Source organism: Kribbella sp. NPDC048837, assembly GCF_055586945.1.
On sequence record NZ_JBVJHF010000005.1, the window covers coordinates 136,698 to 150,913 of the forward strand.

A 14,216-nucleotide genomic window follows, 5' to 3' on the forward strand; every position below is an offset into this window, starting at 1 on the left:
GGGAGTGCCTTGGAGGGTTAGCGTCGCGAGATGGTTGACGACTTGTTCGGGGTGCCCCGGTTGGCGGCGTTGTATGACGCGCTGGAGGAGGGGCGGGGGGATCTGGCGCACTACGCCGCGATGGTGGTGGAGTTCGGTGCGCGGCAGGTTCTGGATGTGGGCTGCGGGACCGGTGAGCTGGCCTGTCTGCTGGCGGGGCAGGGCGTCGAGGTCGTCGGGGTCGATCCGGCGGCGGCGTCGCTGGAGATTGCTCGGGGCAAGGAATTCGCGGACCGGGTGCGGTGGATCCACGGTGACGCGACGACGTTGCCGCCGCTGCAGGCCGACCTCGCGGTGATGACGGGCAACGTGGCGCAGGTCTTCCTGACCGATGACGAGTGGTCGGCGACGGTGGCCTGCGTCCATGCCGCGCTGAAGCCCGGTGGGCGGTTCGTGTTCGAGACGCGGGATCCGGCGCGGCGGGCGTGGGAGGAGTGGACGCGTGAGAATACGCATCAGGTGCAGTCGGTCGAGGGTGTCGGCACGGTGGAGAGCTGGGGCGAGTTGACCAGCGTTGAGCTGCCGTTCGTGTCCTTCCGGGGTACGTACGTCTTCGCGGCCGATGGCGCCGTACTCACGTCGGATTCGACGCTGCGGTTCCGCGAGCGGGGTGAGGTCGAGGACTCGCTGGCCGGGTTCGTGGTCGACGAGGTGCGGGAGGCGCCGGATCGGCCGGGGAAGGAGTTCGTGTTCGTGGCTAGGCGGCTGTGAGCAGCGCGGTCAGGGTGTGGTGGGCGGTGCGGGACATCACCGGGTTGGTCTCGACGTAGTACCAGAGGCAGCCGATGGCCTGGGCGAACGACCAGCCCATGCCGCGGCGCCACTCGGCGTCGTCACTCCCGAGCGCGGCGCGGAACGCCTCGCGGGCGCGCGCGTCGAGGAGGTTCCACGCTGGTTGGAGATCCATGGCGGGATCGGAGACGGTGAACGTGCCCACGTCGATGACTCCGGCCAGGCGACCGTCGGCGACGAGCAGGTTGCCTGGCATCAGGTCGCGATGCGTCCACACGTCCGGCTCGGTGCGCGGGGTGGTGCGCAGGTCCGCCCAGAGCCGGGCGAGCGCGTCCACGTCGATCATTCCGCGACTGCGCTCGAGCCCGTCGGCGACATACTCGTCCTGCGACGTCAGTACGCCGCCGCGCCACGTGCCGGTGAACACCCGGCCGTCGGTCGGTGCTGCCCGCAGTGCGAGGACGAAACGGGCGAGGTCCTCGGCGAAGGCGGTCGAGCCGGCGATGGCCACGTCGTACGCGATCGTGCCGTCGAGCCAGCTGTAGACGGCCCAGGGCAGCGGGTAGCCCTCGCCCGGTTCGCCGATCGCGATCGGCTCCGGAGTCGGGTACGGCGAGATCGCGCTGAGCCGGCGCGCTGCGTCGGCCTCGTCCTCGAGCTCCTTGCGGAGGTCGACCGGGTCGCCGGGCAGGATCGGGAACCGGCCGACCAGGTCGTCGCCGATCCGGAACAGCGCGTTGACCGTCCCGTGCGACGGCACCGCGCGGATCGCCGACGTACTCCACTCCGGGAACTGTGCCCGGAGCAGCCCCGCCACCAGGTCCGTCGTCACATCCAGCTGTCCAGCATGCATCGCCACGCCCAGCAGTATCCGCGAGCCCTCCAGCCCGCCGCACACGATTTAGCCCGGCACTGCAAGGCTCAGTGGGTCGCGAGGGGGCGAGCCCGGTCGGTGGCGAGGCGGACGGCGAACACGGCCAGGGCGGTGCCGGTGAGGTAGCGGTGGATGCGCATCCAGGTCGGGCGGCGGGCGAGGAAGACGGCGATCGAACCGGCGGTGATCACGAAGACCGCGTTCATCGCGACGCCGACCGCGAGCTGGATCAGGCCGAGGATCAGGCTCTGGGTGCCGACGTGACCGCGGCCCGGGTCCAGGAACTGGGGGAGCAGCGAGATGTAGAGGATCGCGATCTTCGGGTTCAGCAGGCAGGTGAGCAGGCCCATGCCGAACAGCTTCCGCGGCCGGTCGGGCTCGAGCTCCTGGGTCGCGAAGACGGAGCTCCCGCCGGGGCGCAGCGCGTTCCACGCGAGCCAGAGCAGGTAGGCGGCACCGGCGAGCTTCAGCGTCAGGTAGATCTCGGGGACCAGCGCGAACAGCGTCGCGAGGCCGACGCTCGCCGCCAGCAGGTACACCAGGAAGCCGATCCCCACGCCGGCCAGCGAGATCAGCCCGGCCCGGCGGCCCTGCGCGATCGACCGCGACACCAGGTAGATCATGTTCGGCCCCGGCACGATCACCAGACCCAGCTCCACCAGGGCGATCCCCAGCATCGCCTCACCACTGACCAGCATCCGCATCCCCTTTCGTCGCCCAAGAACCTACCGGCGCCGAGGCCGGGCCGCCGGGGTTTTCCCCAGGCTGAGATACCTTGCAGGTGAGTAAGCGGCCGGTATTCCGGTCGCGGTCTGTCCTTACCCTCGGTTAGCGTGGGTCCGTACGCCTGACGGTTTGTGAAGGAGACGGTATGAGCGACAAGTCCAGCAAGCCGGCGGACGATCTGCAGAAGAAGTTCCGTGAAGCGCTCGAGAAGAAGAACGCTCATCACAGTGCGCACCCGGGGTCCGGGACGCGCCGTGAGGGTGTCGGCGAGGCGCACAACGACAAGCAGAAGCGCCAGTTCCGGCGCAAGTCCGGCAGCTGAAGTCAGCCACCACTGTCCATCCATCCGCCTGAGCCCTGGGTTGCCACCCAGGGCTCGACCTTTGTCCGCAGGCTTTCAGCCTCGATCGGCCACGGGGTCTTGGGCGGTGAGGAGGTCGGCCAGGCGGGTCAGTTCCGGCTCCCAGCCCAGGCGGTGGTTCGCGGCGTCCTCCGCGGTCGCGAAGCCGGTGTGGGTGAGGAGCATGCGGGTGCCGTCGGCGACCTCGGTGAGCTGGACCTCGACCCGGGTCGGCTCGTCGTCGGTGCCGTCCCACTTCCAGCTGAACGCCAGCCGGCGCGGCGGCTCGACCTCGAGGTAGGTGCCGCGGACCACGTGCGGTCCCATCTCGACCACATAGTCGCCGCCGACCCGGACGTCGGCGGCGACCTTCAGGTCCCAGGCGGGGTTCGGGCAGTACCACCGGGCGAGCAGGTCGGCCCGGGTCCAGGCGTCGTACACCTGCCCGATGGTTGCCGGCAGCACCCGTTCGATGTGTACCTCAGTGTTCATGCCCGTCCCCTCGCAGGAGTTCTTCCAACCGGTCCACGGTGCTGTTCCAGTACGACGTGAGGTCGCCGAGCCACTGCTCGACCTCCGAGAACGCCTCCGGCCGGATCGTGCACACCACGGTCCGGCCGACCTTCCGTCGCGTCACCAGCCCGGCGTCGACCAGCACCCCGACGTGTTTGGTCATCGCGGGCAAGGTGATCCGGTGCGGCTCGGCGAGCTCGCCCATGGTCGCGTCGCCCCGGCTCAGCCGGCTCACGATGGCCAGCCGAGTCGGGTCCGCGAGCGCTCCGAAGGTCGTCGTCAGCACACGCAATACTTCACCAATTGGTTAAGTCTCTTGTCAAGGGCGCACCTCGAAGACCAGGTTGAACGGCGTCTCGGCGACCGTGCGGAACTGGGTGAAGCCGGCGGCCGTGGTGACGTCGTGGATGCGGGCCGGGCCGGCCTGCGTGCCCAGGGCCAGGCCGACGGGTTGCGAGAGCGAGGCCGGCGTACACAGGAGGGTGGAGAAGCCGTAGTACGCGCGGCCGACCGGGTTGAGGTTGTCCTCGACGCGATCGCCGGCCATCGGCTCCACCAGCATCCAGGTGCCGTCCGGCGCCAGCGACTCGCGGACGTGCCGGGCCGCGCCGACCGGGTCACCCATGTCGTGCAGCGCGTCGAACGTCGTCACCAGGTCGTACCCGGTACCACTGAAGCCGGCGGCCGGCGCGACCTCGAACCGCACCCGCTCGTCCAGGCCGGCCTCCGCTGCCCGCAGCCGAGCAGTTTCGATCGATTCCGGGTGATAGTCCGAGCCGACGAACGTCGACCGCGGGAACGCCTGGGCCATCAGGATCGTCGACGCGCCGTGCCCACACCCGATGTCGGCCACCGTCGCACCGCGCTCCAGCTTCGCCACCACACCGTCGAGCGCGGGCAGCCAATTGGTCAGCAGGTTCGCGTTGTACGACGGCCGGAAGAACCGCTCGCAGCCGACATGGACGTCGGAGTTGTGCTCGTGCCATCCGATCCCGGCACCGCTGCGGGCCGCTTCGATCGTCTCCGTGGTGTGCTGCACCGTGCCCAGTGCGATCTGGAAGAAGCCCGGCAGGTACGCCGGACTGCTCGGGTCGGTCAGCGCCACGGTCTGCTCCGGCGGCAGTGTGTAGCGGCCGGTCTCCGGGGCGTACTCGACGAAGCCGCCGGCGGCCTGCGCGTTCAGCCACTCCCGGGTGTAGTGCTCGCTGGTGCGGGTGGTCTCGGCCAGCTCACCCGGTGTGAGCGGGCCCAGGTCGGCGAGCGCCTGGTAGTAACCGAGCCGGTCGCCCATCACGACCAGGGCCGCGTTCAGCGTCGCCCCCACCTCGTCCACGGCCTTGTACACCAGGCCCATCAACTTCTCGCCGTCGATTGCAACAGTCATTTGCTTACTCCCCCTTAGGTTGTACGGCGAACCTAGGTAAGGCCGGTCGCCCGTCGCATCAGGTGGGGCACCTGGTGCACACTGCGAGACATGCTCATCGGGCGGGAGGCCGAGTGCCGGGTGATCGAGCAGCTTGTCGCGGGGGCGCGGGTCGGTGCTGCCGGCGTACTGCTCGTCACCGGCGAAGCCGGCATCGGTAAGACCGCCCTCCTCGACCAGGCCGCTGCTCTGGCGGGCGGACTCCGCGTTCTGCGTGCCCGTGGCACCGAGGCCGAGCAAGAGGTCCCCTTCGGCGCTCTGCTCCAGCTGCTGCGCCCAGCGCTCGACAGCCTCGACCGCATCCCCGGTCCGCAACAGGCCGCGCTCGCAGCGGCCCTGGCACTCGGACCGGCCACCCCGGCAGACCGCTTCGCTGTCGGTGCCGCGACACTCAGCCTGATCTGCCGGTACGCCGAAGAGGCGCCGCTCGCACTCATCGTCGACGATGCGCACCTGCTGGATCGCCCGTCCGCAGAAGCCCTGCTGTTCGCGGCCCGGCGCTTGGTGGCGGACCCGATCGTGTTGCTGATCGCAGCCCGTGCTCGCGAGCCGCATCCGTTGGCCGATGCGGATCTTCCGACGCTCCAACTCGATGGACTGCCCCTGGATGCCGCACGGCAGATCGTTCGGCACCTCCCGGCTGAGCTGGTCGAACGACTGCACCACACGTTCGCGGGTAATCCGCTGGCCTTGCTGGAGCTCGCCGACGATCCGGACCAGCTCCATCGCATGCCGCCCAGCGTTCCGTTCCCGGTCCCTGCCCTGCTCGCGGAGGCCTTTACCGCAAGGGCAAACCGCCTGAGCCCGGAGGCGCGGACCGCACTGCTCGTAGCAGCGGTCGACGACTGCGAGCTCAGGGCAGTGTCCAGAGCCTGCGAGCTGCTCGACGTAGAGGTCGGATCGCTGGAGGAGGCCGAGACAGCTGGGCTTGTGGCGATCCGCGAGGGCGAGGTCCAGTTCAGGCATCCCCTCGTGCGCTCCGCGGTCTATGCGAGCGCTGCGCCGGCTGAGCGTCGTACTGTGCACCGGGCGGTCGCTCGGGTCACGTCGGATGAGGACCGACGCGCCTGGCACCTGTCCGAGGCGGTGCTGGGCCCGGACGACGAGGTGGCCGCCGCACTGGTGGTCGCGGCTGAGCGAGCGGCCGGTCGTGGCGCGCATGCCGTCGCAGCGACGGCCTACGAACGCGCCGCCCGCCTCAGCGAAGGACTGCTGGACCGCGTATTGAGACTCATCGCGGCCGGCGAAGCGGCCTGGTCCGCCGGACTGGCCGATCGGGCCGACACTCTGCTCGACGATGCGTTGTCGCTCGACCCGCCGCTCCCGATCCGCATCGGCGCGGAGGAGCTCCGCGGTGACATCGAGGTCAAGTGCGGATCGCCTGCACGTGCCCGCGACATCCTGCTCACTGCCGCCGCGGAGTGCACGGACCCGGAGGTGGCCATCGGGCTGCTCGCCGACGCGGTCGGAGCCTGTTTCCGGCTGTGCGACACCGCGGCGGGTCTGGAGGTCGCCCACGTCATCGACCGTCTGCTGCCGGCCGTCGAACGGCAGGGCCCGCGCATCATCGGCATGCTGGCCAGCGGTGTCGCCAAAGTCCTGAGCGGACAAGGCGGGATGGACCAGATTCGTACGGCGGTCGCACTGGCGCCGTCCGACGAACTGGACCGCGATCGCCGCCGGCAGGTGTGGATGGTGATCGCAGCGCTGTTCCTCCGGGAGAGCGATGCCGGCCGGACGCTGCTGCAGCAGGCCATGCTCGAGCGACGCGAGGAGGTCGCGCTCGGCACTCTGCCCGGGCTGCTGTTCGTGCTGGCCCGCGACGATGCCACGACCGACCGCTGGGCCGACGCGGCGACGTCGTACGACGAGGGGATCCGGCTGTCCCGGGAGACCGGCCAGACGACCGAGCTGGTGATGAATCTGGCCGGACAGGCCTGGCTGTCCGCGCACCAGGGGCGTGCGGAGTGTCAGACCCTCGCTGCCGAGGCTCTGCGGATCTGCACCGAGCGCCAGATCCACCTGGGCACGGTCTGGTCGCTGTTCGCGCTCGGAGACCTGGAGCTCGGTCGAGGCGATCCTGCGCTGGCGCTACCGCACTACGAGCGGCTGGTCGACGTACTGCTCGCGAACGGGCTCAAGGACGCGGACTTGTCGCCCGCACCGGAGTTGGTCGAGGTCTACCTGCGACTGGGCCGGCCTGGTGACGCAGAGGAGATCGCGCGGGAGTACGCCGTACTCGCGGAGACGAAAGGGCAGCCGTGGTCACTCGCGCGGGCCGCGAGGGTCCGTGGCTTGGTCGAGGAGAGTGAGGCGGAGTTCGAGAGCGCACTCCGGTGGCATGCGGAGACTCTCGACGTGTTCGAGCTGGCCCGGACACGGTTGGCGTACGGAGCCTGGCTGCGCCGAGTGCGGCGGCGTGTGGACGCGCGTACTCAGCTCCGGCAGGCGGTGGAGGCGTTTGACGCGTTGGGCGCGGCCGGCTGGGCGGATCAGGCCGCGGCGGAGCTGAAGGCGACCGGGGAGACCGCACGGCGCAGGGTGCCGAGCACTGTGGACGAGCTGACCCCGCAGGAGCGGCAGATCGCGGTGCTGCTCGCCGACGGGCAGAGCATCCGGGAGGCCGCGGCCAGGCTGTTCCTGAGTCCGAAGACCGTCGAGTACCACCTCCGCAAGGTCTACGCGAAGCTCGGCATCCACTCCCGCGGGGAACTCGCAGCCCGTCTCGAAACGTAGTGTGCTGATATGAGGCAGCCGTTCACCGAAACCAGTGGGATTGCCCGTCATTGGGGCTTCGAGGACCTCGCGGCCAAGGGACCTGTGCAGTACCTGACGCTGTTCACCGGTGTCCCGGTCTGGCTCGTCACCGGGTACGCCGAGACCCGCGAGCTGCTCGCGCATCCGGACGTGGTCCGGTCACCGATGGACGGACCGCACCGCGACACGGTCGAGGAGCAGCTGATCAGCCGCACCGAGCGGCACATGCTCGGCGCCAATCCGCCCGATCACACCCGCTTGCGCAAGCTGGTGACGGCCGCCTTCACCCGCCGCCGGATCGAGGCCCTGGAGCCGCGGATCCGCGAGATCGCCGCCGGTCTGCTGGACGAGATGGCCGCCGCGGGCGACCGCGTCGATCTGGTGAACGCCTACAGCTACCCGTTGCCGATCACGGTGATCTGTGAGCTGATCGGGATCCCGCCGGTCCGCCGGGAGGACTTCCGCCGGTGGTCGTCGGTGTTCGTGAACGCGACCATGCACACCGCCGAGGAGTACGTCGACGCGACCACGCTGATGCTCGGCTTCGTGCACGACCTGATCGAGGAGAAGAGCGCCGCGCCGGCCGACGACCTGCTGTCCGGCCTGATCGCGGCGCGGGACGGCGGCGACCGCCTCAGCGAGGACGAGCTCACCTCGATGATCTTCCTGCTGCTCGCGGCCGGTCACGAGACCACGGTCAGCCTGATCACCAACGGCGTCCACGCGCTGCTGCGGCACCCCGACCAGCTCGCGCTGCTGCGGGCCGAGCCGGACCGGCTCCCGGCCGCCGTCGAGGAGCTGCTGCGGTACGACGGCCCGCTGCAGGCCGCGATCCCCTACATCGCCCGGGCGCCGATCGAGATCGCCGGCGAACGGATCGGGGCCGGCGAGGTGATCGTGTTCGCGCTGCTGCCGGCCAACCGGGACCCGCGCCGGATCGACCGGCCGAACGATCTGGACATCACCCGGACGGAGAACGCGCACCTCGCGTTCGGGCACGGGATCCACCACTGCATCGGGGCGCCGCTGGCCCGGCTGGAGGGCCGGATCGCGCTCGGCATGCTGTTCGAGCGGTTCCCCGATCTCCGGCTGGCCGAGCCGGACCGGGATCCGGCCCGGACGCCCGGACTGCTGATGAACGCCATCCGCGAACTGCCCGTACTGCTGTGACCACACCCTGCGGTCCGCGCTGAACATCCGGTGAACCACGCCTGAATCACACCGGTGGGATTGCGGTGGTTTTGGAAAGAGATGGCATCCTTCATCGGGTGACGGAGTTGATGGAGGTCTCGCGACACCTGCTGGGCGTTGCCATGGCCTCGCACTGGCTGCTGCTCATCCTGTTCGTGGCCGCCGCCGTCGACGCCGTCTTCCCGGTCGTGCCGAGCGAGGGCATGGTCGTGACCGCGGGGATGGCCGCTGCCGCCGGACACCAGAACCTGCTGCTCGTGATCGTGGTCGCCATGCTCGGCTCCGTCATCGGCGAGTCCGTCTGCTACTTCATGGGCCGTGGTTCCGGCCCCGCGCTGCACCGCTGGATGAAGCGGCAGGAGCGACGGCAGGCGATGTACGACAAAGTGTCGTCCGCGCTGCATTCCCGCGGCGGGCTGATCCTGATGACGGTCCGCTACATTCCCGGCGCGCGGATGGTCGCGACGCTGACCGCCGGCGCGACCCGGTACTCGTTCAAGAAGTTCATCATCTTCACGTTCGCGGGCGTGACCGTCGCGTACACGTACGTCGCTCTGCTCGGCTACGTCGGCGGGGACGCGTTCGCACACGACTCGCTGAAGGCCCTCGCCTTCAGCCTGAGCCTCGCAGGACTGATCGGCCTGGTGATCGAGACGTCCCGCCGGATCGCGGTACGCCGCCGGCGGTCGGCGGTCGTCCCGACGGAGTGACCACGGCGGGTTCGGGCAGCGCCCGCAGTCGCCGGACCGGTGACACGACCACCGCCGGGATCACGGCAGCCGATCCGATCGCGGCGATGATCAGTGCCTGCCGCGGCCCGAACGCGTCGCTCGCCAGTCCGGCGGCGAGGCCACCGAGCGCGCCGCCGCCGAACAGCAGCGTCCGGAACACCGCGGTCATGCGGCCCATCATCGCGGCCGGAGTGAGTACCTGACGCAGGCTGACGATGATCACGCCCGCGACCCCGAGTCCGAGGTAGGTCAGGAAGAAGGACGCGGCGAGCTGCGCCACCCGGAAGGACGCCGGTCCGGCCCAGGGGAGAAACGCGGGGCCGATCAGCAGCAGGCTCTGGGCGACGACGTACGCCCGGCCGAGCGGCACCCGGCGGATCACCCGCCGCGACAGCGCCGCGCCGATGAGGCCGCCGGCCGAAGCCACCGCGAAGATCCCGCCGATCGTCGGTGCGGCCAGAGCCAGATCCCGGCTGCCGTACAGCAGGAACATCGTCCAGACCGTGATCATCGAGAAGTTGCAGCAGAAGCCGATCAGCGCCAGCGCCCGCAGCACCGGGTTGCCGAACACCCAGCGCAGGCCGTCCCGGAACTCGGCCCGAACCTTCCTTCCCGTAGGAACCGGGCGTGGTTCGCGTGCTCCGATCCGCAGCAACGCCCCGATCGAGACCAGGTACGACACCGCGTCGACGACAAGGGCGACCGGCGCGGTCAGGGCGCCGATCAGCACGCCGGCCAGCCCCGGACCGGCGATGTCCGCGGCCGACGAACTCGTCGCCAGCTTGGCGCTCGCCTCGACATAGTGCACCGGGTCCTCGACCAGCGTCGGCACGTACGACATCCAGCTGACGTCGAACAGCACCGACGCCACCCCGATCGCACACGCGATCACCAGGAGCGGAGTGAGACTCAGTAGCCCCAGCCAGTGCAGCACCGGTACGGCGGTGATCAGCACGAACCGGGCCAGGTTCGCGCCGAGCATGACGTGGCGCCGCCGGACCCGGTCGACCCAGACGCCGAACAGCATCGCGAGCGCGAGGTAGGGGACGAGCTGCAGGAACCGGAGCAGGCCGACCTGCCGGTCCGACGCGTGGAAGGCGTCGATCGCGGTCAGCGGCAGGGCGAGGCTGGTCACCTGGGCCCCGACAAGGGACACCGACTCGCCGAACCAGAACCGCAGGAAGTCCCGGTTCCGCCAGAGCCCGCTCACCACGCCGCCCCGGCCGGCCCGGCGATGCTGCCGGCGACCAGGTGCGCCGAGCTGGTCCGCCGGCGATCCAGCTCCCGCCGACACCCGGAGTCTCCGCCCGATGCGGCCCCTGGTAGCACTTCTTCGTCGTGGTCGGTAGCGCTATTATCATCTTTCATGAATGACAGTACCAGTTCGGTTCGCGTGCTGGTCGACGAGTTGCGGCGGACCATCACGGAGCTGCGGCCGGGTGACCGGCTTCCGTCCAGCCGCGAGTTGATGGCCCGGTATCAGGTCGGTCCCGGCACGGTGTCGCGGGCTGTCGCGCGGCTGACTGCCGAGGGGATCGTGGAGCCCCGGGCGGGCAGCGGCACGTACGTCGCCGCCCGTCGAGCCGCCGCGAACCCACCGGCCGACCTGGCCTGGCAGTCGCTGGTGCTCGGCGACCGCACGGTGGATGCCACGCCGGTGTCCGATGACCTCGGTCAGTCGGCGGAGGGCACGATCCTGCTCGACGGCGGGTACCTGCATCGTGCACTTCAACCCACCAAGGCGCTGACGGCCGCGATGGTGCGAGCAGCACGTCGCCCGGACGCCTGGGATCGCGCGCCGGTGAGTGGCCTCAGTCCGTTGCGGTCGCTGTTCGCAGCCACCGTCGATGCGGCTGCCGAGGATGTCCTGATCACCGCAGGTGGCCAGAACGCCCTGTCGATCGCTTTCCGCGCACTGGCCGCGCCCGGCAGTCCGGTCCTGGTCGAGTCACCGACCTACCAGGGCGCCCTCGCCGCGGCGCGCAGTGCGGGGCTGCGGCCGGTGCCGGTACCGATCGACTCCGATGGCGTGCGCCCGGAGTTGCTAGCCGACGCATTCGAGCAGACCGGCGCTCGGGTCTTCTATTGTCAGCCTGCGGTACAGAATCCGGCCGGTACGACGCTCGAGGTGGAGCGGCGGACGCAGGTGCTGGACATCGCCCGGGCGATGAACGCCTTCGTGATCGAGGACGACTTCGCTCGCCTGCTCGGTCACGGGTCCGCTCTGCCGCGTCCGTTGCTGACCGACGACGGCTACGGGACGGTGGTCTACCTGACCTCGCTGACCAAGCCGGCCGCACCCAGCCTGCGGATCGGCGCGCTGATCGCTCGGGGCCCGGTGGCCGCGCGGCTGCGCGCCAGCCGGCAGGTCGACGACTTCTTCGTCAGCCGGCCGCTGCAGGAGGCGGTGGTCGAACTTCTCGGCTCCCCGGCCTGGGATCGTCATGTGCGCGCCCTCGGAGCCGAGCTGCGGCACCGCTGCCGAATCCTCGCCGACGCTCTCGGCGACCAGGTGCCGGGGTGGAGTATCGACCGGATGCCGGCCGGAGGTCTGCATCTGTGGGTCCGGCTGCCGGCCGTCCGAGACGAGAGTCGGATCCACACCGCGGCCCGGGAACGTCGGCTCGCTGTCGGCGCGGGCGTCCGCTACTTCGCGGCCGAGCCGCCCGGCGGATACCTGCGCCTCAACTTCGCGGCGACCGCGTCCACGGACGACCTGGTCGAGGCCGCACGGCGGTTGGCCGATGCGGCCGCCCCGGTGTGAGTGTGCGCGCGAAGGTCACAGGCGTGTAACGATCGACCCCTGGGTTTCCGCGCGGGTGCGTGTCCCGGGCCGACCTCACCGGGTGGGCATGCGTCAGTAGAGGCGTGCTGAGGCCTGGGGTGAACCTCGCAGGCGTCGCGCTCCTGGTCGCGGCGCTGGTCGTGGGATGCGCCGATGTTCCGCTCGAAGGTGCTCCCAGCCCGAGCAGCACGCCGACCAGGTCGGCGTCGCACCGACCCACTCCAACGCCAAGTCCGCGGCCGACCCCCACTCCTCCAACTCCCACCGCGAAGCTGCCCGATGCGGCGCCGGTGACCCGGGTGTTCCCGGGCCGGTTGCCGAGTGGCAAGCCGCCGCTGTTCGTCGTCGTCTCGTTCGACGGCGCCGGCGATCTCGCGCTCTGGGCACGCTGGCGGGCCGTCGCCCGGCAGGTCAACGCGCGGATGACGTTCTTCCTCTCCGGTCCGTACCTGTATCCCGGGGACCATCGCACCGACTACACACCGCCGTACCACCAGCCCGGTGCGTCCGACATCGGCTGGGGGGACGCGACGAACGTGCTCGGGCGGACGGCGGTGCTCCGGCAGGCGATCGCCGAGGGACACGAGATCGGTACGCACGCGAACGGGCACTTCTGCGGTACGACGGGCATCGGCCGGTGGACGACCGCGCAGTGGACCGCGGAGCTGGGCGCGTTCGACCGGATGGTGCGGACCGGGCCGACGCTGGCCGCCGGCAAGACGGTCGCGCCACCGTTCGACCCGGCGACCGTGAAGGGGATGCGGACGCCGTGTCTCGAGGGCAACCGGCCGGCGTACCGGCAGGCGATGGTCCAGCGCGGCATGCTGTACGACGCCTCCGCGCCCGGGTACATCGCCTGGCCGAAGAAGGTCGACGGTCTGTGGAACTTCCCGCTGCAGTCGGTCACGCTCGCAGGAAGCGGCAAGAAGACGCTGACGATGGACTACAACCTGTGGTTCAGCCAGACCGGCGCGAAGACCGCGCCGGTCACTCAGGTGCCCGCGCTCAAGGCGCAGGTCCTCGCGACGTACCGCCAGGCACTCGCCAGATCCCGGGCCAGTGGCAACCCGCCGCTGTTCCTCGGCAACCACTTCAACCGGTGGAACAACAGCGTCTACTCCGACGCCCTGACCACGTTCGTCGACGAGACGTGCACCCAGCCGGACGTGCGCTGCGTGAGCAACATGGAGCTCGTCAGCTGGCTCGCGAAGTACGGCGTACCGTCCGGCCGCAACCAGCCGTCCTAGAGCCGCAGGTAGCCGTACGCGCTCTGCCAGGTGCCGCCGTCCTTGATCCGGCCGACGACGAGCCGCTGCAGCCTGGTGTCCTGCGGGAGCTCGTCCAGGTGGTCGGTGCCGTGGGTGCGGAAGGTGAAGAAGATGGCGCCGTCCTGGCTGTCGGTCGGCGTCCCGTACGGCGTGAAGCGGCGGCCGAAGCGGACCATGTTCGAGTCCTGCGGGAGGTTGTCGAGCAGGTACGGATCGATCAGCCAGGACCACAGGTTCGCGGTCTTCACCGGGTACTCGGGGAAGTACCGCGGGAAGAACTCGCGGGCCTGCGCGAAGCTGTCGTCGACCGCCTCGGGGGTCAGCGGACCGGTCTCCGGGATGTGGACGCCGATGATCCACTCACCCGGCTCGGTCCCCGGCACCGGATTGTCCGCCGGGACCTGGTGCAGCAGGAACTGGAGCCGGCCGAGCGCGTAGATGTGCCCGGTCCAGGCGATCGTCAGCCACCAGTGCGTCTCCAGGCTGTACTCGCCGTGGGTCCGGCGACTCACCTTCAGCTGCTGACCGAGGTCCGCGAGGCTGGCCCAGCTGATCTCGTCCGGGATCCCGCGCTCGGTATGGAACCGGCGGATGTCCGGCACGGTGTCCAGGAACGCCTGCACCGAGTTGCGCCCGTCCTCCGGCATCCGCAGCTGCGGCTCCCGGCCGAGCTTCCCGATCTCCGCGCGGATCTGATCGGCGAGGTCCTTCACGACCACCTGATCCGCGTCGAACGCCTCCGCCGCCTCTCGGTCAGCGTCAGCGAACCCCAGCAAGCGATACTCGTCAGCAGTTGTCACTCGCCAACCGTAACCGATCCGGCGAGGGCCAGAGACT

General features: G+C 70.1%; 14 protein-coding genes and 1 pseudogene. 8 read left to right on the top strand and 7 right to left on the bottom strand.

Annotation, left to right across the window (positions count from 1 at the left end; all coding sequences use genetic code 11):
• Positions 1-30: 30 nt before the first annotated feature.
• Positions 31-750 (top strand): class I SAM-dependent methyltransferase, encoded by a 720-nt coding sequence (locus tag ACZ6O0_RS24080; RefSeq protein ID WP_465767216.1) that lies wholly within the window; start codon positions 31-33, stop codon positions 748-750.
• Here ACZ6O0_RS24080 and ACZ6O0_RS24085 read toward each other — a convergent pair.
• Both ACZ6O0_RS24085 and ACZ6O0_RS24090 read right to left on the bottom strand, forming a co-directional pair.
• Positions 737-1,624: an aminoglycoside phosphotransferase family protein gene (locus ACZ6O0_RS24085; RefSeq protein ID WP_465767681.1), complete on the bottom strand. Its 888-nt coding sequence runs from the start codon at positions 1,622-1,624 to the stop codon at positions 737-739. The two genes, ACZ6O0_RS24080 and ACZ6O0_RS24085, sit on opposite strands and share 14 nt — an antisense overlap.
• 68 nt (positions 1,625-1,692) lie before the next feature.
• Complete coding sequence (locus tag ACZ6O0_RS24090; RefSeq protein ID WP_465767217.1) at positions 1,693-2,343, bottom strand: LysE family translocator; 651 nt, start codon at positions 2,341-2,343, stop codon at positions 1,693-1,695.
• Positions 2,344-2,516: 173 nt separating this feature from the next.
• Here ACZ6O0_RS24090 and ACZ6O0_RS24095 point away from each other — a divergent pair, with 173 nt between their 5' ends.
• Entirely contained in the window at positions 2,517-2,693 is a 177-nt protein-coding gene (locus ACZ6O0_RS24095; protein WP_465767218.1) for a DUF5302 domain-containing protein, read from the top strand.
• A gap of 75 nt (positions 2,694-2,768) precedes the next feature.
• Here the strand turns inward: ACZ6O0_RS24095 and ACZ6O0_RS24100 are convergent, their stop codons facing one another.
• The 3 genes from ACZ6O0_RS24100 to ACZ6O0_RS24110 are packed head-to-tail and all read right to left on the bottom strand — an operon-like array spanning position 2,769 to position 4,608.
• A complete protein-coding gene (locus ACZ6O0_RS24100) occupies positions 2,769-3,203 on the bottom strand; it encodes an SRPBCC family protein (RefSeq protein ID WP_465767219.1) in 435 nt (144 codons plus the stop codon).
• Complete coding sequence (locus ACZ6O0_RS24105; protein WP_465767220.1) at positions 3,193-3,510, bottom strand: ArsR/SmtB family transcription factor; 318 nt, start codon at positions 3,508-3,510, stop codon at positions 3,193-3,195. The genes ACZ6O0_RS24100 and ACZ6O0_RS24105 overlap by 11 nt, the downstream gene beginning before the upstream one ends.
• A 33-nt stretch (positions 3,511-3,543) precedes the next feature.
• Positions 3,544-4,608, bottom strand: a complete 1,065-nt coding sequence (locus tag ACZ6O0_RS24110) for a class I SAM-dependent methyltransferase (protein WP_465767221.1) — start codon at positions 4,606-4,608, stop codon at positions 3,544-3,546.
• Positions 4,609-4,698: 90 nt separating this feature from the next.
• On the opposite strand from ACZ6O0_RS24110, the gene ACZ6O0_RS24115 reads away from it, so the two are divergent.
• The 3 genes from ACZ6O0_RS24115 (at position 4,699) to ACZ6O0_RS24125 (ending at position 9,305) form a co-directional block, all read left to right on the top strand.
• The gene (locus ACZ6O0_RS24115; protein WP_465767222.1) at positions 4,699-7,383 is read left to right on the top strand and encodes a helix-turn-helix transcriptional regulator; all 2,685 of its coding nucleotides are present in this window, start codon (positions 4,699-4,701) and stop codon (positions 7,381-7,383) included.
• Between the two features lie 9 nt (positions 7,384-7,392).
• Positions 7,393-8,574: a cytochrome P450 family protein gene (locus ACZ6O0_RS24120; RefSeq protein WP_465767223.1), complete on the top strand. Its 1,182-nt coding sequence runs from the start codon at positions 7,393-7,395 to the stop codon at positions 8,572-8,574.
• A gap of 98 nt (positions 8,575-8,672) precedes the next feature.
• Entirely contained in the window at positions 8,673-9,305 is a 633-nt protein-coding gene (locus ACZ6O0_RS24125) for a DedA family protein (protein WP_465767224.1), read from the top strand.
• Here the strand turns inward: ACZ6O0_RS24125 and ACZ6O0_RS24130 are convergent.
• Entirely contained in the window at positions 9,208-10,620 is a 1,413-nt protein-coding gene (locus ACZ6O0_RS24130; protein ID WP_465767225.1) for an MFS transporter, read from the bottom strand. The genes ACZ6O0_RS24125 and ACZ6O0_RS24130 overlap by 98 nt on opposite strands.
• Positions 10,621-10,692: 72 nt before the next feature.
• On the opposite strand from ACZ6O0_RS24130, the pseudogene ACZ6O0_RS24135 reads away from it, so the two are divergent.
• From ACZ6O0_RS24135 to ACZ6O0_RS24145, 3 genes and pseudogenes are all read left to right on the top strand, one after another.
• A pseudogene (locus ACZ6O0_RS24135) lies at positions 10,693-10,884 on the top strand (GntR family transcriptional regulator); the annotation flags it as partial.
• A gap of 198 nt (positions 10,885-11,082) precedes the next feature.
• A complete protein-coding gene (locus tag ACZ6O0_RS24140) occupies positions 11,083-12,090 on the top strand; it encodes an aminotransferase-like domain-containing protein (protein WP_465767682.1) in 1,008 nt (335 codons plus the stop codon).
• A 311-nt stretch (positions 12,091-12,401) separates the two neighbouring features.
• Positions 12,402-13,358 (top strand): polysaccharide deacetylase family protein, encoded by a 957-nt coding sequence (locus ACZ6O0_RS24145; protein WP_465767226.1) that lies wholly within the window; start codon positions 12,402-12,404, stop codon positions 13,356-13,358.
• Here ACZ6O0_RS24145 and ACZ6O0_RS24150 read toward each other — a convergent pair.
• Positions 13,355-14,179: an acyltransferase domain-containing protein gene (locus tag ACZ6O0_RS24150; RefSeq protein ID WP_465767227.1), complete on the bottom strand. Its 825-nt coding sequence runs from the start codon at positions 14,177-14,179 to the stop codon at positions 13,355-13,357. The genes ACZ6O0_RS24145 and ACZ6O0_RS24150 overlap by 4 nt on opposite strands.
• Between the last annotated feature and the right edge of the window lie 37 nt (positions 14,180-14,216).

Coding starts and splice junctions, on each gene's coding strand:
- ACZ6O0_RS24120 (WP_465767223.1), top strand. CDS start 7,393: ATGAGGCAGCCGTTCACCGAAACCAGTGGGATTGCCCGTCATTGGGGC.
- ACZ6O0_RS24100 (WP_465767219.1), bottom strand. CDS start 3,203: ATGAACACTGAGGTACACATCGAACGGGTGCTGCCGGCAACCATCGGG.
- ACZ6O0_RS24090 (WP_465767217.1), bottom strand. CDS start 2,343: ATGCTGGTCAGTGGTGAGGCGATGCTGGGGATCGCCCTGGTGGAGCTG.
- ACZ6O0_RS24140 (WP_465767682.1), top strand. CDS start 11,083: ATGGTGCGAGCAGCACGTCGCCCGGACGCCTGGGATCGCGCGCCGGTG.
- ACZ6O0_RS24110 (WP_465767221.1), bottom strand. CDS start 4,608: ATGACTGTTGCAATCGACGGCGAGAAGTTGATGGGCCTGGTGTACAAG.
- ACZ6O0_RS24085 (WP_465767681.1), bottom strand. CDS start 1,624: ATGCATGCTGGACAGCTGGATGTGACGACGGACCTGGTGGCGGGGCTG.
- ACZ6O0_RS24115 (WP_465767222.1), top strand. CDS start 4,699: ATGCTCATCGGGCGGGAGGCCGAGTGCCGGGTGATCGAGCAGCTTGTC.
- ACZ6O0_RS24095 (WP_465767218.1), top strand. CDS start 2,517: ATGAGCGACAAGTCCAGCAAGCCGGCGGACGATCTGCAGAAGAAGTTC.
- ACZ6O0_RS24080 (WP_465767216.1), top strand. CDS start 31: ATGGTTGACGACTTGTTCGGGGTGCCCCGGTTGGCGGCGTTGTATGAC.